General features: G+C 67.3%; 24 protein-coding genes. 8 read left to right on the forward strand and 16 right to left on the reverse strand.

Going from position 1 to position 25,869, the window contains the following annotated elements; translation table 11 throughout:
• Positions 1-76 precede the first annotated feature (76 nt).
• Positions 77-307, reverse strand: a complete 231-nt coding sequence (locus tag Q0263_RS13025) for a hypothetical protein (protein WP_298016818.1) — start codon at positions 305-307, stop codon at positions 77-79.
• 33 nt (positions 308-340) lie between these two features.
• Between Q0263_RS13025 and Q0263_RS13030 the strand changes: the two genes are divergently transcribed.
• From Q0263_RS13030 to Q0263_RS13040, 3 genes are all read left to right on the forward strand, one after another.
• Positions 341-2,155, forward strand: a complete 1,815-nt coding sequence (locus tag Q0263_RS13030) for a DNA cytosine methyltransferase (RefSeq protein ID WP_298016821.1) — start codon at positions 341-343, stop codon at positions 2,153-2,155.
• Between the two features lie 115 nt (positions 2,156-2,270).
• Positions 2,271-2,522 carry a DUF4224 domain-containing protein gene (locus Q0263_RS13035; protein WP_298016823.1) on the forward strand — a complete coding sequence of 84 codons (252 nt, stop codon included), beginning with the start codon at positions 2,271-2,273 and terminating at the stop codon, positions 2,520-2,522.
• Positions 2,500-3,477 (forward strand): tyrosine-type recombinase/integrase, encoded by a 978-nt coding sequence (locus tag Q0263_RS13040; protein WP_298016840.1) that lies wholly within the window; start codon positions 2,500-2,502, stop codon positions 3,475-3,477. Before Q0263_RS13035 ends, Q0263_RS13040 begins: the two co-directional genes overlap by 23 nt.
• A gap of 376 nt (positions 3,478-3,853) precedes the next feature.
• Here the strand turns inward: Q0263_RS13040 and Q0263_RS13045 are convergent, their stop codons facing one another.
• From Q0263_RS13045 to metE, 11 genes are all read right to left on the reverse strand, one after another.
• The gene (locus Q0263_RS13045; RefSeq protein WP_298016857.1) at positions 3,854-4,552 is read right to left on the reverse strand and encodes a fumarylacetoacetate hydrolase family protein; all 699 of its coding nucleotides are present in this window, start codon (positions 4,550-4,552) and stop codon (positions 3,854-3,856) included.
• A 245-nt stretch (positions 4,553-4,797) separates the two neighbouring features.
• A complete protein-coding gene (gene ppa, locus Q0263_RS13050; protein WP_298016860.1) occupies positions 4,798-5,337 on the reverse strand; it encodes an inorganic diphosphatase in 540 nt (179 codons plus the stop codon).
• 36 nt (positions 5,338-5,373) lie between these two features.
• Positions 5,374-6,849 (reverse strand): heme biosynthesis HemY N-terminal domain-containing protein, encoded by a 1,476-nt coding sequence (locus Q0263_RS13055; protein ID WP_298016863.1) that lies wholly within the window; start codon positions 6,847-6,849, stop codon positions 5,374-5,376.
• Positions 6,850-6,861: 12 nt separating this feature from the next.
• Positions 6,862-8,121 carry a uroporphyrinogen-III C-methyltransferase gene (locus tag Q0263_RS13060; protein ID WP_298016866.1) on the reverse strand — a complete coding sequence of 420 codons (1,260 nt, stop codon included), beginning with the start codon at positions 8,119-8,121 and terminating at the stop codon, positions 6,862-6,864.
• 17 nt (positions 8,122-8,138) lie between these two features.
• Positions 8,139-8,912: a uroporphyrinogen-III synthase gene (locus tag Q0263_RS13065; protein WP_298016869.1), complete on the reverse strand. Its 774-nt coding sequence runs from the start codon at positions 8,910-8,912 to the stop codon at positions 8,139-8,141.
• A 4-nt stretch (positions 8,913-8,916) separates the two neighbouring features.
• The gene (hemC, locus tag Q0263_RS13070) at positions 8,917-9,849 is read right to left on the reverse strand and encodes a hydroxymethylbilane synthase (RefSeq protein ID WP_298016872.1); all 933 of its coding nucleotides are present in this window, start codon (positions 9,847-9,849) and stop codon (positions 8,917-8,919) included.
• Between the two features lie 105 nt (positions 9,850-9,954).
• Positions 9,955-10,665 (reverse strand): TerC family protein, encoded by a 711-nt coding sequence (locus Q0263_RS13075; RefSeq protein WP_298019086.1) that lies wholly within the window; start codon positions 10,663-10,665, stop codon positions 9,955-9,957.
• Positions 10,666-10,821: 156 nt separating this feature from the next.
• Positions 10,822-11,703 (reverse strand): succinate--CoA ligase subunit alpha, encoded by an 882-nt coding sequence (gene sucD / locus Q0263_RS13080; protein WP_298016874.1) that lies wholly within the window; start codon positions 11,701-11,703, stop codon positions 10,822-10,824.
• A 19-nt stretch (positions 11,704-11,722) separates the two neighbouring features.
• The gene (gene sucC, locus Q0263_RS13085; protein WP_298016876.1) at positions 11,723-12,883 is read right to left on the reverse strand and encodes an ADP-forming succinate--CoA ligase subunit beta; all 1,161 of its coding nucleotides are present in this window, start codon (positions 12,881-12,883) and stop codon (positions 11,723-11,725) included.
• A 78-nt stretch (positions 12,884-12,961) separates the two neighbouring features.
• The gene (locus Q0263_RS13090) at positions 12,962-13,522 is read right to left on the reverse strand and encodes a DUF2889 domain-containing protein (protein WP_298016879.1); all 561 of its coding nucleotides are present in this window, start codon (positions 13,520-13,522) and stop codon (positions 12,962-12,964) included.
• Between the two features lie 152 nt (positions 13,523-13,674).
• The gene (gene metE, locus Q0263_RS13095; RefSeq protein ID WP_298016882.1) at positions 13,675-15,972 is read right to left on the reverse strand and encodes a 5-methyltetrahydropteroyltriglutamate--homocysteine S-methyltransferase; all 2,298 of its coding nucleotides are present in this window, start codon (positions 15,970-15,972) and stop codon (positions 13,675-13,677) included.
• 103 nt (positions 15,973-16,075) lie between these two features.
• On the opposite strand from metE, the gene Q0263_RS13100 reads away from it, so the two are divergent.
• Positions 16,076-16,990, forward strand: a complete 915-nt coding sequence (locus Q0263_RS13100; protein WP_298016885.1) for a LysR family transcriptional regulator — start codon at positions 16,076-16,078, stop codon at positions 16,988-16,990.
• Here the strand turns inward: Q0263_RS13100 and recX are convergent.
• A complete protein-coding gene (recX, locus tag Q0263_RS13105) occupies positions 16,978-17,454 on the reverse strand; it encodes a recombination regulator RecX (protein ID WP_298016889.1) in 477 nt (158 codons plus the stop codon). The two genes, Q0263_RS13100 and recX, sit on opposite strands and share 13 nt — an antisense overlap.
• Positions 17,444-18,514: a recombinase RecA gene (gene recA, locus Q0263_RS13110; RefSeq protein ID WP_298016892.1), complete on the reverse strand. Its 1,071-nt coding sequence runs from the start codon at positions 18,512-18,514 to the stop codon at positions 17,444-17,446. Before recA ends, recX begins: the two co-directional genes overlap by 11 nt.
• A 260-nt stretch (positions 18,515-18,774) precedes the next feature.
• Between recA and Q0263_RS13115 the strand changes: the two genes are divergently transcribed.
• The 4 genes from Q0263_RS13115 (at position 18,775) to Q0263_RS13130 (ending at position 23,788) form a co-directional block, all read left to right on the forward strand.
• Positions 18,775-19,470 carry a response regulator transcription factor gene (locus tag Q0263_RS13115; protein ID WP_298016895.1) on the forward strand — a complete coding sequence of 232 codons (696 nt, stop codon included), beginning with the start codon at positions 18,775-18,777 and terminating at the stop codon, positions 19,468-19,470.
• Positions 19,471-19,479: 9 nt separating this feature from the next.
• A complete protein-coding gene (locus tag Q0263_RS13120) occupies positions 19,480-20,940 on the forward strand; it encodes a sensor histidine kinase (protein ID WP_298016898.1) in 1,461 nt (486 codons plus the stop codon).
• Positions 20,941-20,990: 50 nt separating this feature from the next.
• A complete protein-coding gene (locus tag Q0263_RS13125) occupies positions 20,991-22,619 on the forward strand; it encodes an MFS transporter (RefSeq protein WP_298019089.1) in 1,629 nt (542 codons plus the stop codon).
• A 263-nt stretch (positions 22,620-22,882) separates the two neighbouring features.
• On the forward strand, positions 22,883-23,788 hold the full coding sequence (locus Q0263_RS13130) for a recombination-associated protein RdgC (protein WP_298016901.1): 906 nt from the start codon (positions 22,883-22,885) through the stop codon (positions 23,786-23,788).
• A 52-nt stretch (positions 23,789-23,840) separates the two neighbouring features.
• On the opposite strand, the gene Q0263_RS13135 is transcribed toward Q0263_RS13130, so the two are convergent.
• Positions 23,841-25,133 carry an aspartate carbamoyltransferase gene (locus Q0263_RS13135; RefSeq protein ID WP_298016904.1) on the reverse strand — a complete coding sequence of 431 codons (1,293 nt, stop codon included), beginning with the start codon at positions 25,131-25,133 and terminating at the stop codon, positions 23,841-23,843.
• A gap of 120 nt (positions 25,134-25,253) precedes the next feature.
• On the reverse strand, positions 25,254-25,841 hold the full coding sequence (locus Q0263_RS13140; protein ID WP_298016906.1) for a hypothetical protein: 588 nt from the start codon (positions 25,839-25,841) through the stop codon (positions 25,254-25,256).
• Positions 25,842-25,869 lie beyond the last annotated feature (28 nt).

The raw sequence follows: 25,869 nt of genomic DNA on the forward strand, positions 1-25,869 counted from the left end.
ACTCGCCGCTGCGCCTGCCCACCCTATTGGAGATTGAGATGCGCAAATTTTGCACCGACCGCGAGAAAACCATCGCTCAGAGCCCGGCTTGCCTCAATGCCTCGTTGTACTGGGACCGCAGCTCTTCGACCTCACCTTGCAGTTCCACATATTCAGGACCAAGCGCATTTATTTCATCGGGGGCTTTGTCGTCTTCGGCCATGAAGCGCTTCTCAAGTTCATCCATTTCCTCATGGAGAGCCTGAAGACGGCCCTGCGCCTCCACGAGCGCAGCCAATTTTTCTTTCAGCCCAAACGGATCTTTCATGATCCCTCTCCATTTTTCTGGGAACCGAATTTAATGTTAGCTGACATCAGGCACTTCCACCTATTTTGCGGCTCCGGATCCGGCGCCGCCGGCTTCAATGATGCCCGGCCCGAGAGCCCCGGCCTGCAGGGCCGCATGGTCTGCCTGGGCGGCATGGACGTCGATCCGGTGGGTGCCGAGGACTTCCGCATGCTGGCCGGCGTACCGTGCACCGTGCGTGACCTGTTCAGTCGGCAGCAGTACGAGGCCTGGCACGGCCACGAACCGCCGGCCGGCTGGGTCGAGGCTGGGCCCGACGACATCCGTATTGCCGCCCAGCACCTGCGCCCCGACATCGTGTTCCTGTCCGCGCCCTGCAAGGGATTCAGCGGCCTGCTGCCGGCGGCGCATGCGAAGACTCGCCGCTACCAGGCCCTGAACGAACTGACCCTGCGCGGCGTCTGGCTGATGCTGGAGGCCTGGGCCGATGACCCGGTGCCTGTCATCCTGTTCGAGAACGTCCCGCGCATCGCCACGCGTGGCCGGCATCTGCTGGACCAGATCACCGGCATGTTGCGCCATTACGGCTACGTTGTGCGCGAGACCACGCACGACTGCGGCGAACTCGGCGGCCTGGCCCAGAGCCGGAAGCGGTTCCTGCTGATCGCCCGCCATGCGGAAAAAGTGCCGGCGTTCATCTACGAGCCGCCGAAGCGCCTGCTTCGCGGCGTCGGCGAAGTCCTGGGCCGCATGCACCTGCCCGGGGACCCGGCCGCCGGCCCCATGCACCGCGTCCCCAGTCTCAGCTGGAAGACCTGGGTGCGGCTGGCCTTCGTCGAGGCGGGCAGCGACTGGCGCAGCCTGAACAAGCTGGCTGTCGAGGACGGCCACCTGCGGGACTTCCTGATCGTGCCGGAATATCGGGCGGGTTACCTCGGAGTGCATGGCTGGGCGGACAACACCGGCACAATCGCCGGCCGCAATAGCCCCACCAACGGCGCTTTCTCGATCGCTGACCCCCGCTTCGATCCGTCCGCCCATTGGAAAGACGGCCAGGCCTACGGCGTCCGGCGCTGGGAAGACGCCAGCGGCGCGATCAGCGGCGTGAAGTCTCCCGGCCAAGGGACCTTCAGCGTGGCCGATCCCCGCCATCAGGGCCCGGCGAAGCACAGCAACGAATACCGGATCGTGGCCTGGGAGCATGCCGCCCGGGCGGTGACCGGCGCCCACGGCAGCGGCCAGTGCGTGGCCGACCCCAGGGCCACATCTGGATTCCACGGCAAGGGGAAATATCGGATCGTCGACTGGCAGGATCCAGCCGGCACGGTCATCGGCGCCAGCACCACCGGCCAAGGCGCCTTCGCGGTCGCCGATCCGCGCAGCGGCATGCGGCGCGCCCGCGGCGACAACTACCTGACCGGCGGCCATTACGGTGTGGTGGCGTTCGATCAGTCCAGCGGCGCCGTGTCCGGCTCGGCGTGCCACGACAACGGCCGCTGGTCCGTCGCCGACCCCAGGCCCATGCCGACGCCAGATGACCGCCTGGTGTGCCGCATCACGTCGCTGGACGGCACATGGCACCGGCCGTTCACCACGCTTGAGCTGGCCGCCCTGCAGAGCATCTACGACCCCGACGACTACGCCGAGGCCGGCCAGGCGCCGTTCCTGATGCACGGCAGCTCCGACCAGGTCCACCGCGAGCACATCGGCAACGCCGTGCCGCGCCGGGCCGCCCAGGCCATCGGCAACGAAATCGGCCGCACCATCCTGCTGGCCAGGAGCGGCGAGACCTTTCAACTGTCCAGCACCCCGATCTGGGTCCGGCCAGTGGCCGAGGCTATCGCTGTGCGCGGAGGGCTGGCACCATGAACTTACCCACAGTAGCCGTGGATAACCGCGTGGAAAACCATATGACAGATCAGCGACAGCTAGAGCTGGCGCGAGGTTGCGGCAAGCAGATCAAAGGGCGCTCACAGGAGGCAGTATGCTGATATGCACCCCGGAAGACGTCGAGCAGATCACCGGCAAGACGAAATACAAGGCGCAACTGCGGGCGCTGCGCGAGATGGGCATACCCCACATGGCCCGCAGCACAGACGGTAGCCCCCTGGTGGCCGTGGCCGTTGTGGAGGCGATGCTGGGCGTGAAGGTGGCCAGCCGCGGTACGCCGGCGCCACAGCTGCGCGTGCCCGCCACACTAAGAGGATCTGGACATGCGGCCACGCAAAAAGGATAGACACCTGCCGGCGTGCGTGTACCAGCGCCACGGCGCGTTCTACTACGTCCACAAGGGCAAGTGGACGCGCCTCGGCGACGACCTGCACACCGCCCTGCTGGAATACGCAGGCATCGTGGCCGTGCCCGAGAACGGCTTCCCTGCCCTGGTCGACAAGGCCCTGCCCAACATCACACGGGACGTATCGGCTTCAACCGCTCGAATCTACCGGCGCTGCGCCGGCATTCTGAAGGAGACCTTCGCCGAGTTTCGGCCGGAGCAGGTCACGCACGGCGCCATCGTGCAGATGCAGGACATGTGGCGCGAACGCGCGGCCACCGGCAACCATCTGCTGACCACGCTGAAGCTGATTTTCCAATGGGCGATGGATCGGGAAATCGTGCTCGCCAACCCCACCCTGTCGGTCAAGCGGCTGCCGGCCGGCCAGCGCGATCGGCTGATCACGTGGCGCGAGTACCAGGCCATCTATGCCAAGGCGCCGGACTGGATCCAGGTCATCATGGACATCTGCTACCTGACTGGCCAGCGGATCGGCGACGTCCTCAAGATCGAATACGGCCACCTGCAGGACGACGGCATCTTCTTCGAGCAGGAGAAGACCGGAAAGAAGCTGGTGGTGGCCTGGACGCCCGAGCTACGCGCCGTGGTGGAACGGGCTCGCAGGCTGAAATACAGCATCAAATCGGCCCGGTACCTGCTGTCCGGGCGCGCCGGAACAAAGCGAGAGAGACAGAATGTCTGGCGCCACTTCAAGGATGCGACACGCGCCGCCGGCATCGATGACGTGACGCTGCACGACCTGCGGGCGATGTCGGGCACCGAAGCTGACCGCGAGGGCAAGAATGCCACCGAGCTGCTGGGCCACACCGACGCCCACACGACGCGAATCTACCTGCGCGACAAGGCGCCGAAGACCGTCAGCGGGCCGTCGAAACCCGGCAAAAAATCGGCTTAGTTTTGGACGTCCAATAGAAAACGTGTTTCTGATGGCTGAAAACCCGCATGAATAAAGGCTTTCCAAAACGATGACGTACTCGACCATGGCCTGGCCCCGCTGACGCGCATGCGCCGCCTGACGGCTGCGCGGCTGCGCGAACGGCCGAGGCCGGGAAACCCTGAAGCGAGAACCGCAACCGGGCGCGCCGGAGCGAAGGCATTGCAAGAGCGGACGACAGGGGCAGACGGACATGGCGGACTCCGGCGAAACAGGACAGGAGCCCAGTGTGCCTCGCCCCGCCTGCCCCGCCTATTCGCACTTTCCGTCTGGGATAAAAGCGGCCAAACGCCCCGAAACCGCTGGACGCCGGGCCGCCTTTATGCGTGCCGGCGCATCAGGCGATGCGCACCTGCAAGGCCCCCAGGCCTTCGATTTCGCCGCGCAGCCGGTCGCCGGCCACTACGGCGCCGACGCCGGCCGGCGTGCCGGTGAAGATCAGATCGCCCGCCTTCAGCTCGAAGAGCGTGGACAGGTAGGCGATGGCTTCCGGGATGGACCAGATCATGTCCGACAGGTCGCCCGCCTGGCGCGGCTGTCCGTTGACCGACAGCGTGATGCGTCCGGAGGCCATCGGACCGGTGGCGGTCACCGGGTGCACGGGGCCCAGCACGGCCCCATGGTCGAAGCCCTTGCCGGTATCCCAGGGGCGGCCGGCCTTCTTGGCCTCGGCCTGCAGGTCGCGGCGCGTCATGTCCAGGCCGATGGCGTAGCCCCAGATGGCGCGGGCCGCCTGTTCTTCCGTCAGGTCGCGACCGCCGGAACCCAGCGCCGCCACGAGCTCGACTTCATGGTGCAGATCCTTGGTGGCCGGCGGATACGGCAGCACCCCTTCGGCGCCATCCGCCACGCTCAGGGCCGCATCGGCGGGCTTGCCGAAGAAAAACGGCGGTTCCCGGCCGGTGGCCCCCATCTCGCGGGCGTGCTCGGCGTAGTTGCGGCCCACGCAATAGATGCGGCGGATCGGGAACCGCGCCGCGCTGCCCTGCACGGCCAGGGATGCCGGGACCGGACGGGGAATGACTGTCTCTTCCATGAAGATTGCTCCAAAAAAGCCCCCACGCTGCGCCTTCGGCTTGCTGCCCCCCAAGGGGGCGCTTTTTGCCTTGGGGCGGCCCGGCGGCAAAAAAGCCCCCACGCTGCGCCTTCGGCTTGCTGCCCCCCAAGGGGGGCGCTTTTTGCCTTGGGGCGGCCCGGCGGCAAAAAAGCCCGGACCGGCGTCCCGTTCGGTGAATCGACCAAGGGGGCGCCGGAACCGGGCGGATGCCCTGCGGCTTGTCGTCAGGCTTTCTTGCCTTGTTCGTAGCGGGCGGCGGAAGCGCGGATTTCCTGCTTGGCGGCATCCAGGTCCGACCAGCCCTGGACCTTGACCCACTTGCCCTTTTCCAGGTCCTTGTAGTGCTCGAAGAAATGCTGGATGCGCTGCAGTTCCTCGGCGGGCAGATCGGCGGTCGATTCGATGTGGCGGTACGGGGGATAGAGCTTGTCGACCGGGCGGGCCAGGAGCTTGGCGTCCTTGCCGGCTTCGTCTTCCATGTTCATCACGCCCAGGGCGCGGCAGCGGATCACGGAACCCACCTGCACGGGGAACGGCGCGATCACCAGCACGTCCACGGGATCGCCGTCCTCGGACAGGGTCTGGGGGATATAGCCGTAATTGCAGGGGTAGTGCATGGCCGTCAGCATGAAGCGGTCGACGAAGACCGCACCGCTGGCCTTGTCGACCTCGTACTTGACGGGATCCGCGTTCATCGGGATTTCGATGACCACATTGAATTCGTCGGGCAGCTTGTCGCCGGACGGCACACGATCTAGGCTCATAAAGTTCCTCTGGTTGCCTGTTCTATGAAACGAAATTCATTTTTGCCCGCTGCGGTCGGACGTCAGCGACATGTCCACCCCCGGAATGGGGGCCGTGTCGAAATAGTCGTCTTCAGAGGCGGATGAGGGCGGACGCGGCGCGGACGGCGGCGCGGCGGGAGCCGGCACGGTTTCCAGCGATTCGTCGACGGCATCCAGCAAGTAGGCGCCGCTGACCGCCACCGGCGCATCGGCGGACGGCCTGGCGGTTTCCCGCAGGCCCTGCAGGAACTGCGGGTCGCCCCGGGTGTCGGCCGCCGGCAGCGGGCGCTGGATCGGCGGCAGTTCGGCGTCGGCGGCCTCGCAGGCCTGGCGCCAGTGCCGCAAGGCCTGGTCCGGATGGCCCAGGGCGTCATGCAGATTGCCCAGCAAGGCATGGATATGGATGTCGGCCCGCAGCGCCAGGCTACGTTCCAGATAATGCGCCCCCTGCCCCCAGAGCTGGGCCGCCAGGCAGAGCTGGCCCAGGGCCGCCAGCAGGCCGGCGTGATCGGGATGGGACTTGAGCCACAGTTCGGCGTGGCCCAGGCGCTGGCGGGCCTGTTCCGCGTCGCACAACGCATAGGCCCGCAGCAGCCGGTCGTCCAGCTGGCGGTTCAAGGCGGCTTCCAGGATACGCGCGGCCTCGGCGGGATGGCCCAGGCGCGCCTGGGCGCGGGCGCCGGCCAGCGCCACCAGGGGCGTCAGGCGTTCGTCGGCGGTCAGGTCGCCCCAGAGGGCGTTCCAGCCGGCCGCATCGACGGCATCCAGGCGCTGGGCGGCCGATTCGCAAATGAACAGCCGCGCCTGGGTTTCGTCGATGGCGCTGCGCCGCAGCAGCAGCCGCGTCAGGGCATAGACGCGATCCGCGTGGCCCAGCTGGCGGTGCGCCCGCAGCAGCAGCCGCGTAGCGTGCAAAAATCGGGAAGAAGCGTCCTGCAGGGGTTCCAGCAGGTCCAGGGCTTCCTGGGCGCGGTTCTGGTCCAGCAGCATTTCAGCCGTCACGGTGTCGACCGCCTGCCGCAGGCGGCCGTCCTGGCCGGCGCCTTCCTGGGCCAGCTGCAGCGTCTGGTCGCGGCGGGCGTATTCGCCCAGCAGGTGCAGGGCCCGGGCGGCGCTGAGCCCGGCCAGGACCTTGCGATCGGCCGACCGGGTGCGCGCCAGCAGGCTGGACAGGTCTTTTTCGGCCTGCACGTAGCGGCCTTCCAGCACGTTGATCCAGCCGCGTTCCAGCAGCTCGACGTCACGGCGCTGGGCCCGCCGGCCGCGCCAGGCCCGCAGGCGGTCCGGGCTGTTGCCCATCCATCGCAACAGCCGCAGGAGCCAGTGCAGGGCCACGAACGCCACCAGGGCCAGCACGACCGCCAGCGGCAGGGACAGTTCCAGCCGCCACGGCTGCGCCACGATGATGACATTGCCGCCATGATCGTGCACCGCCAGGGCCAGCGCCACGGCGGCGGACAGCAGAATCAGGGTCCAGATCCAGGATCGCATCACGCCTCCCTATCAGACCGCGCCTGCGCCCACGGGCGCGGCAGCGGGGGTCTGGACGGCGGGATCGGACGGGTTCTGGTCGGGCGCATCGCCCGAATCGTCGGGAGCGCCGTCATCCTGGGCCGCTTCAGCATCCCGCGCGGCGGCGATGGCCGCCAGGCTGTTGTCCAGGGTGGGCAGCGCGACTTCGATGGGCGTGTCCTGCAGGGCGCGAACGAGCTTCAGGGCCTGGCGGGAGGATTCCGCGCGCATGTCGTAGCGCTGGTCGATGGCCTGGGCGACGCGGTCGAGTTCGGTCTTCCAGATGCGGGACTGATGCATCATGAGCGCCAGCTGCGCGGTGACCGCCCGCTGCTTCAGGCCTTCGCGGAACCGCTGCGCCTGGTCGGGCGACATCAGCAAGGCCGCGGAATCTCCCACGCGCCGGACGTCGAACAGGCTGCGCAGATCCTGCGCGACCCGGTCGGCGGCGGCCTGCGTCCAGCGCCAGCCGTCCTGCAGCACGCCCCTCCAGCCGGTCTCGGACGCGGCAGCGTCCTGCACCGAGGACGCGCCGGTCGGCGCGGCGGCATGCGTTTCGGCCACGGGCTGGCCGGCCGCGGCCGCCGCATCGGGCACCAGCAGGGGCGCGCTGCCGATCAGGCCGGACAAGCGGTCCAGCTGCGCCGACAGGGCGGGCAGATTGACGGTGGCCACCGCCCGCAGGCGATCCACGTCGCCGTTGATGGACTGCTGCAGGGCCGCCAGGTTGGGGCGATTGGCCCGCGCCAGCTGCGCCTGGGCCGCTTCCAGGGAAATGATGGCGTTGGCGACGTTGCCGCCCAGGGACAGCTGCTGCTGGGCGATCGTGACCAGATGATCGATGTCGTTGAGCAGCAGCAGGTCGGATCCGCTGTCGGTCATCAGTTGCAGGGCCTGGTCCAGTTCCTGGACCTGGCTGCTGGTGGCATCCAGGGTGTTACGCAGGTCTTCGACCTGGGCCGCCTGCTTGCGGGCCATGGACAGCGCCTGGTCGGCCTGGCTGCGGGCATCCTGGATCAACTGGGAATTTTCATTGTGCTGACGCTGGAAATCGGCCCGCAGGACGCGGTACTGGCGATTCTGTTCGTAGAGCGCCGCCGCCAGCACTACAGCCAGCAGGATCAGCACCACCAGCAGCATGCGCCCGAAGCCGCTGGGCTGGCGGGGCGAGGCCTGCGCGCTGGCCAGAGCCGACGCCGGCGAAGCGGAATCAGAGGAAGAGGAAGGCGTGCTGTGATCGGATTCGCTCATGACGGCGTTCAGGTCCTTCAGAGAAGCTGTCGGGATGCTGCCACTATAGCCTGAAACAAGGCAGCCCCATCGGGACTGCTGAGCGTGACGTGCAACACCCCATCCGGCCGGTCAGCGTACCGGTATTGTAAACGGCGCGCGATGCGTTCGTGCAGCGTGACCAGGTGCAGGACCGGTGGCCAGTCCAGCTCGCAGGCCTGCAGACTGGCCTCGATGGCCGACAGGGCCTCCAGGCTGGTCAGGAGCAGAACCAAGGGTTCCGGAGCCGCCAGCCGCGCGCAGACGGCTGCGTCCCATGCACAGGGAACGCGCCGGTAGAGGGCATGGCAGGCCACCCGCCACCCCTGCTGACGCAGCTGATCCGCCAGCCAGTCCCGGCCCTGATCCGCCCGCAGGATATGCGCCTGCCCCGCCGACAGGGATCGCGCCCGGATCACGGCCAGCAAGGATTCGGAATCGGGCGGCAGGCCGTCGGCGGGGGCCAGGATCCGATCCGGCGGCACGTGCGCCCGCAAGGCCCGGGCCGTGGCGGATCCCACCGCGCCGGCCCAGGCGCCCGCCGGCCAGGGCGCCGTCCGGGTCGAAAAATAGGCGGCCACCGCCTGGCCGCTGACGAAAATCAGCAGATCCCCCGGTTGCGCGGGGGGCCGCGGCGTGTCCAGCCGTTCGATGGCCAGGGCGGGCGCTTCGATGACGGCCAGTCCCGCCTGGCGCAGCGCCTGCGCCAGGGCTTCATTGCGTCCCCGGGGGCGCGTCAGCAGCACCTGGGCGGCGGACGGCTGATCGCCCATGCGTTCAGGCGGACAGGCGCGCCAGGATGTCGCTGGCGCCCTGCCCCAGAAGATCCTGCGCCACGGCAGCGCCCAGGGTTTCCGCCTGGTCGGCGCCGCCCTGCGCCTGCGCCCGCAGCACCTGGCTGCCATCCGGTTCGGCCACCAGCGCCCGCAGCCACAGGCCATCGTCCCGCAGCACGGCATGGGCCGCCAGCGGCACCTGGCACGAGCCCCCCAGGGCGCGGGACACGGCGCGCTCCGCCAGGGTGCAGGCGGTCGTCTCGGCGCTGGCCAGCGGCGCCAGCCAGGCGCGCAGATCGCCCCGCGCAGCCAGGGTTTCGATCCCCAGGGCGCCCTGACCGGCGGCGGGCAGGCTGAGGTCCACCGGCAGCACGGCCCGGATGCGATCCCCCAGGCCCAGGCGCTGCAGACCGGCGGCCGCCAGCACGATGGCGGCATAGTCGCCCCGGTCCAGCTTGGCCAGCCGCGTATCCAGGTTGCCGCGCAGGGGCTTGACCACCAGCTCGGGATACCGGGCGCGCAACTGCGCTTCGCGGCGCAGGCTGGACGTGCCCACGACGGCGCCGGCCGCCAGCTCATCCAGGCTGGCGGCGGTGTTGGACACCAGCGCATCGCAGGGGTCGGCCCGGTCCAGGATGGCGGCCAGGGCGAAGGGGTCCTGCAGATCGACGGGCACGTCCTTCAGGGAATGCACGGCCAGATCCGCGCGGCCGTCCAGCAGCGCGGTTTCCAGTTCCTTGACGAACAGCCCCTTGCCGCCGACCTTGGACAGCGTGCGATCCAGGATCTGGTCGCCGCGCGTGGTCATTTCCAGCAGTTCCACCCGGCAGGCCGGGTACAGCCGGCGCAGGAGATCCTGCACATGGCGGGCCTGCCACAAAGCCAGGCGGCTGGCCCGCGTGGCGATCACGAGTTTTTCTGGGGACGAAGACATCACAGCGTTATCCTGGAAAGCAGCAAACGGGCGATCAGGCCGATGACGGCGAGGGCCACCAGGGTCTGAAGCAGAGAGGGACGTTTCAATTTCATGGGCAACCTTTTATTCCTGTGCCTGCGCCTGCGCCGAGCGGCGGCGCGCCCACCACAGGCCCGCCGCCACCACCAGCGCCGCGCCGGCGATTTCCGCGATCAGCCTGACCGGCGCATCCGTGCGGCCCAGCCAGGGATCCAGGGCGATGTCCGTGACCAACATGCCTCCCGCGATCCAGCCCAGCAGCCCGGCCCCGAACGTGACCAGCAGCGGAAAGCGATCGATGAGCTTGAGCACCAGGGTGCTGCCCCAGACGATGATGGGCACGCTGAGCAGCAGGCCGAAGGCCACGTACATCACCTGATGGTCCGCGATGGTGTTCTGGGCGGCGGCGGCGATGGCCACGACATTATCCAGGCTCATGATGAAATCCGCCACAACGATGGTGCGCACGGCCGCCCACACCGAGGTCGCGCCCGTCACCGAATCGTGGGCGCCTTCGTCCGGCTGCATCAGCTTGATGCCGATCCACAGCAGCAGGACGGCGCCGGCGATCTTCAGGTACGGCACCGCCAGCAGCGCCAGCGCGAAAGCGATCAGGGCGACCCGCAGCACGATGGCGCCGGCCGTCCCCCACAGGATACCCTGCAGGCGGCGCCGGCGTTCCAGCTTGCGGCACGCCAGGGCGATCACGACGGCATTGTCGCCCCCCAGCAGAATGTCGATGAGGACGATCTGCAGCACCGCTCCCCAATGCAGTTGCTCCAGCCAGGCCAGCAGCATGTCCGAAATCCTGTTCTTTTGAATTCATCATGCACGGGACGCACCCGCCCCCCCGCGGGGACGGCGCGCCCGTGAAAAAGGCCCGGCGAGCGGGCCTTTTTCAACAGCGGCGAGAGAGGCCGGGCGAACCCGGCTCTCGTCGGCACCCGAACATTACAGCACGGTTTTGAGCAGCTTGCCCATTTCCGAAGGGTTGCGCGTCGTGCGGATCCCGCAGGCTTCCATGATTTCCAGCTTGGCATCGGCCGTGTCGGCGCCGCCCGAAATCAGGGCGCCGGCGTGACCCATGCGCTTGCCGGCCGGGGCGGTGACGCCCGCGATGAAGCCGACCACGGGCTTTTTCATGTTGTCCTTGGCCCACTGAGCCGCATTGACTTCGTCGGGGCCGCCGATTTCGCCGATCATGATGACCGCGTCCGTGTCCGGATCGTCATTGAACATCTTCAGCACGTCGATGTGCTTCAGACCGTTGATCGGGTCGCCGCCGATGCCCACGGCGCTGGACTGGCCCAGGCCGAGGTCCGTGACCTGAGCCACGGCTTCGTAGGTCAGCGTGCCGGAGCGGCTGACGATGCCGATGCGGCCCTTGCGGTGGATGTGGCCCGGCATGATGCCGATCTTGATTTCGTCCGGCGTGATCAGGCCCGGGCAGTTGGGGCCCAGCAGCAGGGTCTTGCGGTTTTCGGCGCGCATGCGGTTGCGCACTTCCAGCATGTCGCGCACGGGAATGCCTTCGGTGATGCAGATCGCCAGATCCAGTTCGGCCTCGACGGCTTCCCAGATGGCGGCCGCGGCGCCCGCGGGCGGCACGTAGATGACGGAGACGGTCGCGCCCGTGGCCTGCTTGGCGTCCTTCACGGAGGCGTAGATGGGGATGCCCTCGAAGTCCTGGCCGGCCTTCTTCGGGTGCACCCCGGCGACGAACGCGGCCTTGCCGTTGGCGTATTCACGGCACATGCGGGTATGGAACTGACCGGTCTTGCCGGTGATCCCCTGGGTGATGACCTTGGTGTCCTTGTTGATCAGAATCGACATGTTCTATTCCCTGTGATGCTTATTTCGCAGCGGCGACGGCAGCGGTCGCGGCTTCGGCCATGGTGTCAGCGCTGATGATGGGCAGGCCCGAGGCCGCCAGCATCTTCTTGCCCTGTTCTTCGTTGGTGCCGCGCATGCGGACCACCAGCGGCACGCTGAGGTTGACCGCCTTGCAGGCCGCGATCACGCCTTCCGCGATCACGTCGCAGCGCATGATGCCGCCGAAGATGTTGACCAGGATGGCCTTGACGCCCTTGTTCTTGAGCATGATCTTGAAGGCTTCGGTGACCTTTTCCGCCGTGGCGCCGCCGCCGACGTCCAGGAAGTTGGCCGGTTCGCCGCCAAAGAGCTTGATCGTGTCCATGGTGGCCATGGCCAGGCCCGCGCCGTTGACCAGGCAGCCGATGTTGCCGTCGAGCTGGATGTAGGCCAGATCGAACTTGCTGGCTTCGATTTCGGCCGGGTCTTCTTCGTCCAGGTCGCGGTATTCGACGATTTCCGGATGGCGGAACAGCGCGTTGGAGTCGAAATTGAACTTCGCGTCCAGGGCGATGATGTTGCCCTTGCTGTCGCGGTTCAGAGGATTGATTTCAACCAGCGAAGCGTCGGTGTCCATGTAGCAGGTGTAGAGCTTCTGGCATACGTCGATGAACTGGGCCACGGAATCGGCCGGCATGCCGACACCCTTGGCCAGCGTGTCGCCGTCGGCTTGCGAGAAGCCCTTGCGCGGGTCGATCTGCACGGTGATGATCTTTTCGGGAGTCGAATGGGCGACTTCCTCGATGTCCATGCCGCCTTCGCTGGAAGCGATGAAGGCCACTTTCTGGGTGGCGCGGTCGGTCACGACGGACAGGTAGTATTCCTTCTGGATGTCGGCGCCGTCTTCGATGTACAGGCGGCGAACCTTCTGGCCTTCGGGGCCGGTCTGGTGGGTCACCAGCTGCATGCCCAGGATCTGGCCGGCCAGGGTGCGGACCTCGTCGAGCGACTTGGCAAGCTTCACGCCGCCGCCCTTTCCACGACCACCGGCATGGATCTGCGCTTTGACGACCCAGACGGGCCCGCCCAGCTTTTCAGCCGCGGCAACGGCCTCGTCGACCGAAAACGCGGGGATGCCACGCGGGACAGTCACGCCAAACTTCTTCAGCAATTCCTTGCCTTGATATTCGTGAATTTTCATGAGTTACCTGTCTGTGAAGAAAAAAGAAAACCACCCGCGGGCCGCTTCGGACCGCGAGCCTGGGCCAGGCCCGGAAGTCTAGCCTTCATGATGCGATTCCGGAGGAACATACCAGGGCGCGTAGTGCTTGCGCACCACCGGCCCGTCCACCCGGAGCGCGTGGCAGCCGTCCAGCTGGAAGGGGCGCTGGCCGTCCGGATTCTGCCGCCGCCGGCCCGCCATGGTCTGGACGGCCACCGTAGGCAGAACGTTGGTGAGTTCAGTGACGTGCGTGCAGCCGGCCGTGCGGCCGAAGCGTTCGCGCACGTGCTTGCGAAACTGATTGAGCAGATTCAGGCCGATCAGGTTCCGATAGTCAGGGGCGATGGCGCTGCAGAATTCGCCGTAGGGCGCCGCGTCGTAGGCGACCTGCGCATCCGTGATGGTGAACTGCGCATCGATGGTGACGCGCAGGTGCATGTGATGGATCGGGGAGCCCGCCGCATGGACGTGCCCGTCGTGCATCGGAAAATCGTAGGCCTTGGTGTCGATGAGCTCGGCTTCCAGGTCCCACAGGCCGTCGTCCCGGGCATAGGACTGCACGCGAATGGATCGCGTATGCAAAGGTTGACGGGGGCACGCCGGAGCGGACAAAGGCATGGGAATGCGAAAGGCCGAAAGAAGGCCGGAATCTGTTTAACCTTTCGATTATACCGTGCATACGCATCGGCTTATGACCCCCGGCCCGAAAGCCGCCGCCGACCGCCGCCCGGAACCCCTGCCCCGGCCGCCGGTCGGCAGCCGCGCGGCGATCAGGCCGCCTGGCGCAGCGTCCGGGCGGCGCGCACCATGGACTCCAGGGCCGCCCGCGTTTCCGGCCAGGCGCGCGTCTTCAGGCCGCAGTCGGGATTGACCCACAGGCGCTCGGCCGGCAGGCGCTGGGCCGCCTTGCGCATCAGGTCCACCATCCAGCCTTCGTCGGGCACATTGGGCGAATGGATGTCATACACCCCGGGGCCGATGTCGTTCGGATAGGCGAAATCCTCGAACGCGCCCAGCAGCTCCATGTTCGAGCGCGAGGTCTCGATGGTGATCACGTCCGCATCCATGGCGGCGATCGCCTGGATGATGTCGTTGAACTCCGAATAGCACATGTGCGTGTGGATCTGCGTGTCGTCGCGCACCCCGCTGGTGGACAGGCGGAAGCTGTCCACGGCCCAGTCCAGGTAGGCGGCCCAGTCGCCGCGGCGCAGCGGCAGGCCTTCGCGGAAGGCCGGTTCGTCGATCTGGATGACGGTGATCCCGGCCTTTTCCAGATCCTGGACCTCGTCGCGCAAGGCCAGCGCGATCTGGCGGCAGGTCTGTTCGCGCGGCTGGTCGTCGCGCACGAAGGACCACTGCAGGATCGTCACCGGCCCGGTCAGCATGCCCTTGACCGGCTTGTCGGTCAGGGATTGCGCATAGGACGACCACGCCACCGTCATGGGCGCCAGGCGCGCCACGTCGCCATAGATCAGCGGCGGCTTGACGCAGCGCGAACCATAGCTCTGCACCCAGCCGTAGGCCGTGAAGGCGAAACCGGCCAGCAGCTCGCCGAAATATTCCACCATGTCGTTGCGCTCGGGCTCGCCATGCACCAGGACGTCCAGGCCGATGTCCTCCTGGAAGCGGATGACGCGTTCGATTTCCTCGCGGATGGCCTTTTCGTAGCTGGCGTCGCCCAGGGCGCCCGAGCGCCAGTCGCGGCGCAAAGTCCGGATGGCCGGGGTCTGCGGGAAGGAACCGATGGTGGTGGTCGGGAACGCCGGCAGGCCCAGATGCCGCTGCTGGCTGCGGATGCGTTGGGCGAACGGCGTGCGTTCGCGGCCGATGGCGGTCGAGTCCGCCAGCCGGCCGGCCACATCCGCCCGGTGGATGCGGCCCGAGGCCGCGCGGTCTTGCACGGCCCAGCGGGCGGCATCCAGCGCCCGCTGGTCCGCTTCGTCGGCATTGCCGTCGACCAGAGCCCGCAGCAGGCGCAGTTCGTCCAGCTTCTGGACGGCGAAGGACAGCCAGCTGCGCAGTTCGGCATCCAGGCCGGTTTCCAGGGACAGATCGATCGGCGTGTGCAGCAGGGAGCAGGATGGCGCCAGCCACAGGCGGTCCTTCAGCCGGGCGGCGGCGGCCTTGACCTGGGCATGGACGCGGTCCGGATCGGCGCGCCAGACATTGCGCCCGTCGATGACGCCCAGCGACAGCGCCTGGTCCTCCCGCAACCCCGACAGCACCGCGTCCAGCTGGCCGGGCGCCCGGACCAGGTCCACGTGCAGGCCCTGCACGGGCAGTGCGCGCACGGTCTCCAGATTGTCGCCCAGGCCGCCGAAATACGTGGCCAGCAGGACCTTGGGACCCTGCGCGGACAGGCAGGCATAGACGCCCGCGAAGGCGGCCTTCCAGGCGGCGGGCAGGTCCAGCGCCAGGATCGGCTCGTCGATCTGCACCCAATCCACGCCCAGGGCGGCCAGACGCCGAAGCACCTGCTCATAGACGGGCAGCAGGGCCGCCAGCAGGGCCAGCTTGCCCTCGTCCGAAGCGCCCGCCGCAAAGGCGTCGCCCTTGCCCAGCCACAGCCAGGTCAGCGGCCCCGGGATCACGGGGCGGGCGCGATACCCCAGCGCCTGCGCCTCGGCCACCTGCTCGAACAGGGATTCCCGCGCGATCCGGTACGTCTGGCCCGGATGCAGTTCCGGCACGATGTAGTGGTAATTGGTATCGAACCACTTGGTCATTTCGCAGGCGGCCGCCGGGGTGCCGGAAGGCGCTCGGCCGCGCGCCATGCGAAACAGCGTGTCCAGTTCGACGGGCGCGTCGTCCGCCTGGCCGAAGCGGGCCGGGACGGCCCCCAGCAAGGTGGTCCATTCCAGGATCTGGTCATACCAGGCGAAGTCGCCGACCGGCACCCATTGCAGGCCCGCCCGGGCCTGCGCATCCCAATGACGGGCGCGCAGTTCACGACCGGTTTCCAGCAGGCCGGCCTGATCGGCCTTGCCGGCCCAATAGGCTTCCTGGGCCCGTTTCAGTTCCCGGGCGGCGCCGATGCGGGGAAAACCAAGATTATGAATGACCGTCATGTTCAATCCCTGATAACATTAAAAATATTCAATGAACAGTATTGTGCATGGGGTGGATGAAAATAAAAAATCAAATCCTGCACCCATAACATGAGGAAAATTCATGCTGGAAGTCAGACATCTGGAAACCCTGTTGGCCATCCGGGACGGCGGCAGCCTGCAGGAAGCGGCCGAACGCCTGCACCTGACGCAGTCCGCCCTGTCGCACCAGCTGCGCGATCTGGAAGTCCGTCTGAAAACCCCGCTGCTGAACCGGCGCACGCGCCCCGCGCGGCTGACCACGGCGGGCTTGCGCCTGGTGGCGCTGGCCGAGGACGTGCTGCCGCGCATCCGGGCGACGGAACTGGAACTGCGCCGCCTGTCCGCCGGGCGGGCCGGGCGGCTGCACGTGGCCATCGACTGCCATTCCTGCTTTCAATGGCTGATGCCCACCCTGGACGCCTTCCGCAAGGATTGGCCGGAAGTGTCTCTGGACCTGTCGGCCGCATTTTCCTTCGCCCCCCTGCCCGCCCTGGGCCGGGGCGACCTGGACGTGGTGATCACCTCGGATCCGGAAACGCTGGACGGCGTACGCTACACCCCGCTATTCGCCTATGAGCTGGTGCTGGCGGTCCCCAGCCAGGGGCCGCTGGGCACGGCGCGCCGGATCGAGGCCGAAGACCTGCGCGACCAGATCCTGATCACCTATCCCGTGGACCGAAGCCGGCTGGACGTCTTCACGGCCTTTCTGGACCCGGCCGGGGTCGAGCCCGCCGGCATCCGCACGGCGGAACTGACGCCCATGATCGTGCAACTGGTCGCCAGCGGCCGCGGCGTGGCCGCCCTGCCCAGCTGGGCGCTGGAGGAATACCGCAATCTGCCGGGCCTGCACATCTGCCGCCTGGACGACGGCATCTGGCGCACACTGCAGGCCGGCATCCGGGCGGAAGACGCGGACACGGCCTATGTGCAGGCTTTTCTGGAGCAAGCGCGGCGCACGTGCTTCGACACGCTGCCGGGAATCCGTCACGCGGATTGATCGTCCGGACGGCCACGGCCGGCAAGCACGCGCCGGATCACGTCGCCGGAGAACCCGCGCCCCGCCAGGAAGCGGTATTGCCGGGTGTATTCGCGAGCATCCGGGGGCGGCGCGGAAAACTTCCGCTGCCAAACCGCCAGGGCGCGTTCCTGTTCGGTTTCACGCAGGGTGTCCTGCAAGTCGGCCAGCTGTTCTTCGGCCACCCCCTGCTGGCGCAGGGCCCCCAGGATGCGCTGGGCGCCCTGCCGCCCGGCGGCGCGGTGGGCATAGGCCTGGGCATAGCGCTGGTCGGACTGCCAGCGGGTGCGCTGCAGATCGTCGAGGACGGCTTCGATTTCCGCCGGATCGTCGCTATAGGCGGAGAGCTTGCGCTGCAATTCCAGGCGGGAGTGTTCCCGCCGGGACAGGTAGGCGACGGCCCGCGCCTTCAGGCTCGGGCCGCGCCGGGCAGGGTCATTCGCCATCCGCGGGGGCGGACGCCGCCACGGCGCCGCCGGCGGGCGCGGCCCGCAGCGCGATCCCCAGGTGTTCGCGCACCCGGTTCTCGATTTCAAAGGCCAGGTCGGCGTGTTCCTTCAGGTAGTCGCGGACGTTGTCCTTGCCCTGGCCGATGCGGTCGCCGTTGTAGCTGTACCAGGCGCCGGCCTTGTCGATGAAGCCCGCCTGCACGCCCAGGTCGATGATCTCGCCTTCGCGGGAAATCCCGGCGCCGTACATGATGTCGAATTCCACCTGCTTGAAGGGGGGCGCGACCTTGTTCTTGACGACCTTGACGCGGGTTTCGTTGCCCACGACCTCGTCGCCTTTCTTGATGGAGCCGATGCGGCGGATGTCCAGGCGCACGGAGGAATAGAACTTCAGCGCGTTGCCGCCCGTGGTGGTTTCGGGATTGCCGAACATGACGCCGATCTTCATGCGGATCTGGTTGATGAAGATCACCATGCAATTGGCGCGCTTGATCGTGGCGGTCAGCTTGCGCAGGGCCTGGCTCATCAGGCGGGCCTGCAGGCCGGGCAGGGAGTCGCCCATGTCGCCTTCGATTTCGGCCTTCGGCACCAGGGCGGCCACCGAGTCGATGACGATCAGGTCGACCGAGCCGGAGCGCACCAGCGCATCGGTGATTTCCAGGGCCTGCTCGCCGGTGTCGGGCTGGGAAATGAGCAGATCTTCCAGATTGACCCCCAGCCGCGCGGCGTACTGCACGTCGAGCGCGTGTTCGGCATCGACGAACGCGCAGGTGCCGCCGATCTTCTGCATTTCGGCGATGACCTGCAGGGTGAGCGTGGTCTTGCCGGAGGATTCCGGGCCGTAGACTTCGACCACCCGGCCGCGCGGCAGGCCGCCGACCCCCAGGGCGATGTCCAGCCCCAGCGAACCGGTGGACACGACCTGGATGTCGTGTTCGACCTGATTGTCGCCGTAGCGCATGATCGAGCCTTTGCCGAATTGCTTTTCGATCTGCGACAGCGCGGCGGCCAGCGCTTTGGCGCGTTCGGGGTTGGCCTTGCCAGTGCGTTCGTCCATGGAGGGGTTCCTTTTGCTGAATGCTGAAGATGACATGGGAGAAATTATGGCATTAAATTATACTGTATAAAAACCCAGATGTGACGTTTGCAGCCCGGCGCGCGCTTCCCCGCCGCGCAGGATGCCCGTTTCGCGCGGCGCCGCGCTCCATCGTTAACCCTAAATGACGGTCCGGCGCGGCCATGCGACAATCCGCCACGTCAGGGCTGACGAGGGATCCTCGCCGCCCGCTTCCTGTTTCCCTGGATGTCATTCCCGCCATGCGTATCCTGATTGCCGAGGACGACAGTATTCTCGCGGACGGGCTATCCCGATCACTGCGCTACGACGGCTACGCCGTGGACGTGGTCCACGACGGCTCCAGCGCCGATTCCGCCCTGCAGCTGCAGACCTTCGACCTGCTGATCCTGGATCTGGGCCTGCCCCGATTGAACGGCCTGTCGGTGCTGCGCAAACTGCGCCAGCGCGGCACCCCCCTGCCCGTCCTGATCCTGACCGCCGCGGATTCCATCGAACAGCGCGTGGAAGGCCTGGACCTGGGCGCCGACGACTACATGTCCAAGCCCTTCGCGCTCAGCGAACTCGAAGCCCGGGTGCGCGCCCTGATCCGCCGCCACGGCGGCGCCCGCGCATCGGTGCTGCGCCACGGCCGTCTGGCCTTCGACCTGAACGGCCGGGTGGCCACGATCGACGACGCCCCGGTCGAACTGTCGGCCCGCGAAACCAGCCTGCTGGAAATCTTCCTGTCGCGCAGCGGCCGCATGATCAGCAAGCACCAGCTGGTCGATCTGCTGTGCGAATGGGGCGAAGAAGTCACCACCAACGCCATCGAAGTCTACATCCACCGCCTGCGCAAGAAAATCGAACCCGCCGACATCCGCATCCTGACGGTGCGCGGCCTGGGGTACTGCCTGGAACCCGAGAACCGCGCGGCCGACACGGCCGCGGCCGGCTGACGCCGCCCCATGTTCGCGGACCCGCGTCCCGATCAAGCACGGCGCCGCCGGCGGCGCCATTCGACCCTGCTGGGCCGCATCCTGATGTGGATGATCGTGCCGCTGTTCGTGCTGTGGTCGATCGGCATCGTCATCACCTATTTCATTTCGCTGAACATCGCCAATTCGCCCTACGACCGCACGCTGGCCAGCCATCTGCGCCTGCTGCGCCACGAGGTCGAACAGCAGCGCCTGGCCAGCGGCGTCACCCTGTCCGAGTCCGCCCGCACGGTGCTGGCGGGCGGCGGCGACGACACGCCCACCACCTGGCAGATCCTGGACGCCAACGGCCACCTGATCGCCGGCGACCCCACGATTCCCACCCCGGAGAACTGGACCTACGACATCGACCAGATCCGCTACCGCAACGCCACGCTGGACCACCAGTCCATCCGCATGGCCTATCTGTGGGGGGGGCGCGACCGGGACGGCACCGGCTTCCTGACCGTGGTGGCCGAGCCGGGCGAGGCCCGCGCCACGCTGCAGCAGGAGATCCTGACCGGGATGCTGACCCCGCAACTGATCATCCTGCCGCTGGCGGCCATGCTCGCCGGCCTGGGTCTGACGCAGGGCCTTGAACCGCTGAGCCTGCTGCAGGAACACATGCGGCGGCGCAAGCCCAGCGACCTGTCCCCCATCCGGGACAATCTGGCGCCGGCCGAAATCGTGCCGCTGATCGCCGCCATGAACAACGTGCTGGAACGCCTGTCCGCCTCCATCGAATCCCAGCGGCGCTTCGTCGCCAACGCCGCCCATCAGCTGAAGACGCCGCTGGCCGGCATCCGCACGCAATGCGAAATCGCCCTGCGCGAGCAGGAGCCCGCCCGCATGCGCGACAGCCTGCAGCAATTGATCACCGGGTCCCAGCGGGCCACGCGCCTGGTCAACCAGTTGCTGCTGCTGGCGCGCGCCGAATCCCTGGACCCGACCCAATCCCGCACGACCGAACAGCTGGACCTGCACGAACTGGCGGCCGAAGGCACGGGCGAATGGGTGGAGGCCGCCCTGAAGCGCGGCATCGATCTGGGTTTCGAATCCCCCGACGAGGCGCTGCCGGTGTTCGGCAACCCCACCATGATCCGCGAACTGCTGAACAACCTGATCGACAACGCCCTGCTGTACACCCCCGCCGGCGGCCAGGTCACGGTGCGGGCGCTGCCCGACGGCGACCTGGTCTGCCTGGAAGTGCAGGACACCGGCCCCGGCATCCCCCCCGAAGAGCAATCCCGGGTGTTCGACCGCTTCTACCGGATCCTCGGCCACGAGGCCGAGGGCAGCGGCCTGGGACTGGCCATCGTGCGCGAAGTCGCCGAACACCACCAGGCCACCATCGCCTTCCTGCCGCCCGGCAACCACCGCGACCCGGTCAGCGCCGGCACGCGGCTGCGAGTCTCCTTTCCGCGCGACCACGTCCCCAGGACCCGCACATGAACCGCACCTCTTTCATGACGCCCGATCCCCTGGATGATTCCCGGCGGCCCATGACCCACGAAGAACGCCGGGTCATCCTGGCCTCGTCCATGGGAACCGTCTTCGAATGGTATGACTTCTACGTGTACGGATCGCTGGCCGCCATCATCGCCCAGCACTTCTTTTCCGGCGTCAACCCCACGGCCGGCTTCATCTTCGCCCTGCTGACCTTCGCCGCCGGCTTCGCGGTGCGCCCGTTCGGCGCCCTGGTCTTCGGCCGCCTGGGCGACATGGTCGGACGCAAGTACGCCTTCGTCGTGTCCATCCTGATCATGGGCCTGTCCACCTTCCTGGTGGGGGTCCTGCCCTCATCGGCGTCGATCGGCACCGCCGCCCCCATGATCCTGCTGCTGCTGCGCCTGCTGCAGGGCCTGGCCCTGGGGGGCGAATACGGCGGCGCGGCCGTCTACGTGGCGGAACACGCCCCGAACCACCGGCGCGGCTTCTTCACCAGCTGGATCCAGACCACGGCCACCACCGGCATGTTCCTGTCGCTGGTGGTGGTGCTGGGCACCCGGGCCACCCTGGGCCAGGAGGCCTTCGAATCCTGGGGCTGGCGCCTGCCCTTCCTGATTTCCGTGCTGCTGCTGGTGATTTCGGTCTGGATCCGCCTGCGCCTGCACGAATCCCCGGCCTTCACGCGGATGAAATCCGAAGGCCTGATTTCCCGCGCGCCCATCAAGGAAGCCTTCGGCCGCTGGCGCAACCTGCGCCTGATCCTGCTGGCCCTGATCGGGCTGACGGCCGGACAGGCCGTGGTCTGGTACACCGGCCAGTTCTACGCCCTGTACTTCCTGACGGAAACCCTGGGGGTGGACGCCAACATCGCCAACATCCTGGTGGCCCTATCGCTGCTGCTGGCCTGTCCGTTCTTCCTGGTCTTCGGCGCCCTGTCGGACCGGATCGGCCGCAAGCCCATCATCATGGCCGGCTGCCTGATCGCCTGTCTCAGCTACTTCCCGGTCTTCAAGGGCCTGACCCACTACGCCAACCCCGCGCTGGAGCGCGCCCAGCGCCAGGCGCCCGTCTACGTGGTGGCCGACCCCGGCAATTGTTCGCTGCAGTTCAATCCGGTGGGAATCGCCTCGTTCACCAGTTCCTGCGATCTGCTCAAGGCCTTCATGGCCAGCCATTCGGTGCATTACATCAACCAGGCCGCCCCGGCCGGCGCCACGGCCCATGCGCTGATCGGCGACCAGCGCGTCGACGCCTTCGAGGGCACGGCGCTGCCGCGCGCCGAGTTCGCGCGCCGCAGCGCCGTGCTGCAGACCACGCTGCGCCAGGCGGTGCGCAGCCACGGTTATCCCGCGCACGCGGACCCCTCGCAGATCAACTACGCCATGGTGCTCCTGCTGCTGTTCTTCCTGGTGCTGCAGGTCACGATGGTCTACGGGCCGATCGCGGCCATGCTGGTGGAGATGTTCCCCACGCGCATCCGCTACACGTCCATGAGCGTGCCCTACCACATCGGCAACGGCTGGTTCGGCGGCTTCCTGCCGCCGGTGGCCTTCGCCACGGTGGCGACCACCGGCAACATGTACGACGGCCTGTGGTATCCCATCGCCATCTGCGCCATGACGCTGGTGGTCGGCATGCTCTTCATCCGCGAGACCCGGCACAACGATCTGGACGCTTTGTGATTCAGAGTACCGTCAGGGATCCTCCATTAGAATCTCCATGTGCATCAATGTCGGGTCCCGGTCTCTTGTTCCCCCTTGCGTCCCCGACCCATGCAAACGTGATGCGCCGTCGTCCCCGCACCCCCCGCGAGCCTTTTTGTGCGCGGACGACTGCTTCTCCTGGCCCGGTTCATATGCCGGGCCATTTTTTTTGCCAAAAAAACCATCGCGTACAATCAAAGCCCTCTTTTCACCGCCGCCCGCCGGCCCATCCGCACACGACCATGTGGTTCAAGAATCTCAAGCTCTATCGTCTCGCCCCCAACGCTTCCCTGGCCGCCGCCGACCTGGAGGCCGCCCTGGAACCCCTGGCCTTCCAGCCGGGCGGCAGCCAGGACAGCCAGGTGTCCGGCTGGCTGCCGCCCCGGGATGACAGCGGTCTGGCCTACGCCCAGCACGGCCAGATCCTGCTGCGCCTGCAGACCGAAAAGAAACTGCTGCCGAGCACGGTCATCAACCAGGCCAGCCGCGCCCGCGCCCAGCAGATCGAGGAACAGCAGGGCTACAAGCCCGGCCGCAAGCAGATGAAGGAAATCAAGGAACAGATGACGATGGAGCTGCTGCCGCGCGCCTTCGTCATCGGCCACGACACCCGCGTCTGGATCGACACGGTCAATGGCTGGGTGGCCATCGATGCCGCCGCCACCGCCCGCAGCGACGAAGTCCTGGGCCTGCTGGCCAAGACCCTGACGCCCTTCCCCATCGTGCCCCTGCATGTGGAAATGTCGCCGGGCGCCGCCATGACGCAGTGGCTGACGGAAGACGAAGCCCCGGCCGGATTCACGATCGACCAGGACACCGAGCTGCGGTCCACGGGCGAATCCCGCGCCACCGTGCGCTACGTGCGTCAGACCGTGGACGCCGAGGAAGTGCGCCGCCACATCCAGGCCGGCAAGCAATGCACGCGCCTGGCCATGACCTGGAACGACCGGGTGTCCTTCGTGCTGACCGACACCCTGGACATCAAGCGGGTGGCCCCGCTGGACGTGCTGAAGGAACACCAGGACGCCCAGGCCGCCAACGAGGCCGAACAGTTCGAAGCCGATTTCGCCCTGATGTCGGGCGAACTGGCGCGCATGCTCGACGACCTGGTGGCGGCGCTGGGTGGAATGCGGACCGACACGAAGTAAAAGCAATAAGCCCACCTCGCGGCTTGCAAGCCACGAGGTGGATGCGCCGCGATCAATACATCCCGTGGAACACGCTGTCGTCGGGCCCGATGTGGGACGGCGGAGCCCAGGTCACGTCGCGCAGGGAATGCTGCACCAGGCCTTCCACGCCCAGCAGCACCGCGAAGATCGCCATGCGCACCGGGATGCCGTTGTCCGTCTGGCGGAAGATCGCCAGGCGCGAGTCATGGTTCAGGTCGGTGCTCAGGTCGTTGGCGCCCTCGCGGCTGTCGCGCGGCAGGGGGTGCATGACGATCACGTCCGGCCCGCAGCAGGCATCGACGATGGCCCGGTTGACCTGGAAGTCGGCCGTATAGCCTTCCATGTTCTCGCCGCTGAAGCGTTCCTTCTGCACCCGGGTCGCATACACCACGTCCGCGCCCTTCAGGCCGGCGGCCAGGTCATGGGTCTGTTCGATCACATGACCGTTCTTGCCGACGGTCTCCAGCAGGTAGTCGGGCATCTCCAGCCCCGGCGGCGAGACCAGGGTGAATTTCAGCCCCCGGTACAGGGCCAGCAGCTTGATCAGGGAATGCACGGTCCGGCCGTATTTCAGGTCGCCCGCCATGACGATGTGCGCGCCGTCCAGCAACTTGCCCAGGCGGGAGAACTCCGTCAGGATGGTGTAGAGATCCAGCAGCGCCTGGCTGGGGTGTTCGCCCGCGCCGTCGCCGCCGTTGACCACCGGAATGTTGGTGGCGGCGGCGAATTCCGCCACGGAACCCTTTTCCGGGTGGCGGATCACCATCGCGTCCACGTAGCCGCTCATGACGCGGCTGGTGTCGTAGATGGATTCGCCCTTGGCCATGGACGAGAAGGTGAAGCCCGTCGTGTCGCAGACGGAACCGCCCAGCCGGCAGAACGCCGCCCCGAAGCTGACCCGGGTGCGCGTGCTGGCCTCGAAGAACAAATTGCCCAGCACCGCGCCTTCCAGGACCCGGGAGACCTTCTGGCGCCGGGCGATGGGCTGCATCAGATCGGCCACGCGGCATAGTTCTTCCACGGATTCCCGCGTGAACTGATCCACGGACAGCAACTGGTGCTTGTTGTCGATGGCGATGCGGTCGCGCAGCGAACCCGATTGCGCGCTTTGCGCATACTTTTCCATCAGCGCGCCGTTTTCCACGATCTCGGTCACGAAACGCGACACGACTTCCGGCATGGCGCGGGATTCCTGGGAACCTTCCGGCAACAGCCAGGTATCCAGGGCCCGGCGCTTGACGCCGATGCGGGCGGCGAACACGTCGCGGGTCAGGTTCAGGCGGCGCATGGCGTCGCGCAGGAAAACTTGTTGGGAAACGGCCACGATCGGCTCCTGTATACGCAATGCGTAGATTTTCACCGAATCCACAACATCAAGGCAAGCGGAAAATCGTCCCACCAGACAAGAATGACTCAAAAGCAACGCCGCCTGGCATCCGCCGCCCTATGGCACGCCCGCCACCGAGCGGGCCGCGACGTCCGCGTTGTGCGCGGAACCCACGCCGAAAGCCAGCTTCTGTTCGCGGATGGGCGAGGCATAGGCGGGCGCCGCCAGCATCATCTGCCCGACGACCAGCGCCAGGCGCATCCCCGGATTGGCCGAAGTGGCGGCCCTCAGCTTGCTCAGGCCCTCGTCCTTCAGGATCAGGACCAGCACGCCGCCCCCCGCCTGGTCCGTGGCCGACTGGATGCCCATCAAGTCATCGCGGCCGATGATGGCGTCTGTGCGCACATACAGAAGACCCGACGGTTTCAGGGTCACGGGCGTCCAGCCGGGATGCGGCCGGGTGTCGGCCAGGAAGACCCGCAGATCGCTGGCCTCGCGGTTGGGGCTCACGGTGCGGACCGGATCGGCGCGCGCGGGCTTGGAGTCGCCCAGATCCCCGGTCACCGAGCTGGATCCCCTCGCGGACGCCCCCGTGCGAGCCCCCGGCAGGGTCTGGCAGGCCGCCAGCGCGGACGCCAGCAGCACCAGCAGCCCCACGCGCAGAGAGCGCCACGGCAGGCGGTTCTTGGATTCCGGTGAATTCATGGTCTGGTTCCCCTTGCTTCCTGATTCA

The organism is uncultured Castellaniella sp., from assembly GCF_937988725.1.
In the GTDB taxonomy this organism is placed as follows: Bacteria; Pseudomonadota; Gammaproteobacteria; order Burkholderiales; family Burkholderiaceae_B; genus Castellaniella.

Bases quoted from the DNA above. Each gene is read 5' to 3' on its own strand.
- Q0263_RS13025 (WP_298016818.1), bottom strand. From the start codon at position 307: ATGAAAGATCCGTTTGGGCTGAAAGAAAAATTGGCTGCGCTCGTGGAG.
- Q0263_RS13060 (WP_298016866.1), bottom strand. From the start codon at position 8,121: ATGAGCGAATCCGATCACAGCACGCCTTCCTCTTCCTCTGATTCCGCT.
- Q0263_RS13090 (WP_298016879.1), bottom strand. From the start codon at position 13,522: ATGCCTTTGTCCGCTCCGGCGTGCCCCCGTCAACCTTTGCATACGCGA.
- Q0263_RS13140 (WP_298016906.1), bottom strand. From the start codon at position 25,841: ATGAATTCACCGGAATCCAAGAACCGCCTGCCGTGGCGCTCTCTGCGC.
- Q0263_RS13045 (WP_298016857.1), bottom strand. From the start codon at position 4,552: ATGGAAGAGACAGTCATTCCCCGTCCGGTCCCGGCATCCCTGGCCGTG.
- Q0263_RS13100 (WP_298016885.1), top strand. From the start codon at position 16,076: ATGCTGGAAGTCAGACATCTGGAAACCCTGTTGGCCATCCGGGACGGC.
- sucD (WP_298016874.1), bottom strand. From the start codon at position 11,703: ATGTCGATTCTGATCAACAAGGACACCAAGGTCATCACCCAGGGGATC.
- ppa (WP_298016860.1), bottom strand. From the start codon at position 5,337: ATGAGCCTAGATCGTGTGCCGTCCGGCGACAAGCTGCCCGACGAATTC.
- Q0263_RS13125 (WP_298019089.1), top strand. From the start codon at position 20,991: ATGACCCACGAAGAACGCCGGGTCATCCTGGCCTCGTCCATGGGAACC.
- Q0263_RS13120 (WP_298016898.1), top strand. From the start codon at position 19,480: ATGTTCGCGGACCCGCGTCCCGATCAAGCACGGCGCCGCCGGCGGCGC.
- Q0263_RS13035 (WP_298016823.1), top strand. From the start codon at position 2,271: ATGCTGATATGCACCCCGGAAGACGTCGAGCAGATCACCGGCAAGACG.
- recA (WP_298016892.1), bottom strand. From the start codon at position 18,514: ATGGACGAACGCACTGGCAAGGCCAACCCCGAACGCGCCAAAGCGCTG.
- Q0263_RS13030 (WP_298016821.1), top strand. From the start codon at position 341: ATGTTAGCTGACATCAGGCACTTCCACCTATTTTGCGGCTCCGGATCC.
- hemC (WP_298016872.1), bottom strand. From the start codon at position 9,849: ATGTCTTCGTCCCCAGAAAAACTCGTGATCGCCACGCGGGCCAGCCGC.
- Q0263_RS13115 (WP_298016895.1), top strand. From the start codon at position 18,775: ATGCGTATCCTGATTGCCGAGGACGACAGTATTCTCGCGGACGGGCTA.
- recX (WP_298016889.1), bottom strand. From the start codon at position 17,454: ATGGCGAATGACCCTGCCCGGCGCGGCCCGAGCCTGAAGGCGCGGGCC.
- Q0263_RS13055 (WP_298016863.1), bottom strand. From the start codon at position 6,849: ATGCGATCCTGGATCTGGACCCTGATTCTGCTGTCCGCCGCCGTGGCG.
- Q0263_RS13065 (WP_298016869.1), bottom strand. From the start codon at position 8,912: ATGGGCGATCAGCCGTCCGCCGCCCAGGTGCTGCTGACGCGCCCCCGG.
- metE (WP_298016882.1), bottom strand. From the start codon at position 15,972: ATGACGGTCATTCATAATCTTGGTTTTCCCCGCATCGGCGCCGCCCGG.
- Q0263_RS13040 (WP_298016840.1), top strand. From the start codon at position 2,500: ATGCGGCCACGCAAAAAGGATAGACACCTGCCGGCGTGCGTGTACCAG.
- sucC (WP_298016876.1), bottom strand. From the start codon at position 12,883: ATGAAAATTCACGAATATCAAGGCAAGGAATTGCTGAAGAAGTTTGGC.
- Q0263_RS13130 (WP_298016901.1), top strand. From the start codon at position 22,883: ATGTGGTTCAAGAATCTCAAGCTCTATCGTCTCGCCCCCAACGCTTCC.